The organism is Streptococcus sp. SM5 (genome assembly GCF_027497975.1).
Map to the genome: position 1 here is coordinate 1 of NZ_JAJNSC010000054.1, position 1,137 is coordinate 1,137.

Genomic DNA, 1,137 nt, shown 5'->3' on the forward strand with positions numbered 1-1,137 from the left:
AAGTACATCCAATTGGTATGCGTGTCGGCATCATCCGTGATTGGGATGCCAAATGGTATGCTGAAAAAGAATACGCGGATTACCTTCATGAAGATCTTGCAATCCGTAAATTCGTTCAAAAAGAACTTGCTGACGCAGCAGTTTCAACTATCGAAATCGAACGCGCAGTAAACAAAGTTAACGTTTCACTTCACACTGCTAAACCAGGTATGGTAATCGGTAAAGGTGGTGCTAACGTTGATGCACTCCGTGCAAAACTTAACAAATTGACTGGAAAACAAGTACACATCAACATCATCGAAATCAAACAACCTGATTTGGATGCTCACCTTGTAGGTGAAGGTATTGCTCGTCAATTGGAGCAACGTGTTGCTTTCCGTCGTGCACAAAAACAAGCAATCCAACGTGCAATGCGTGCTGGAGCTAAAGGAATCAAAACTCAAGTATCAGGTCGTTTGAACGGTGCAGATATCGCCCGTGCTGAAGGATACTCTGAAGGAACTGTTCCACTTCACACACTTCGTGCAGATATCGATTACGCTTGGGAAGAAGCAGATACTACATACGGTAAACTTGGTGTTAAAGTATGGATCTACCGTGGTGAAGTTCTTCCAGCTCGCAAAAACACTAAAGGAGGTAAATAACCAATGTTAGTACCTAAACGTGTTAAACACCGTCGTGAATTCCGTGGAAAAATGCGCGGTGAAGCAAAAGGTGGAAAAGAAGTAGCATTCGGTGAATACGGTCTTCAAGCTACAACTAGCCACTGGATCACTAACCGCCAAATCGAAGCTGCTCGTATCGCCATGACTCGTTACATGAAACGTGGTGGTAAAGTTTGGATTAAAATCTTCCCACACAAATCATACACTGCTAAAGCTATCGGTGTGCGTATGGGATCTGGTAAAGGGGCACCTGAAGGTTGGGTAGCACCAGTTAAACGTGGTAAAGTGATGTTCGAAATCGCTGGTGTATCTGAAGAGATCGCTCGCGAAGCGCTTCGTCTTGCTAGCCACAAATTGCCAGTTAAATGTAAATTCGTAAAACGTGAAGCAGAATAAGGAGAAGGCATGAAACTTAATGAAGTAAAAGAATTTGTTAAAGAACTTCGTGGTCTTTCTCAAGAAGAACTCGCGA

General features: G+C 43.3%; 2 protein-coding genes. Both read left to right on the forward strand.

Annotated elements, in window-relative coordinates:
- The coding region (rpsC, locus tag PAN07_RS17400) for a 30S ribosomal protein S3 (RefSeq protein ID WP_269798439.1) at positions 1-644 on the forward strand (644 nt) is incomplete at its 5' end.
- 3 nt (positions 645-647) lie between these two features.
- Positions 648-1,061, forward strand: a complete 414-nt coding sequence (gene rplP / locus PAN07_RS17405) for a 50S ribosomal protein L16 (protein WP_000960946.1) — start codon at positions 648-650, stop codon at positions 1,059-1,061.
- Positions 1,062-1,137 lie beyond the last annotated feature (76 nt).

Bases quoted from the DNA above. Each gene is read 5' to 3' on its own strand.
- rplP (WP_000960946.1), top strand. From the start codon at position 648: ATGTTAGTACCTAAACGTGTTAAACACCGTCGTGAATTCCGTGGAAAA.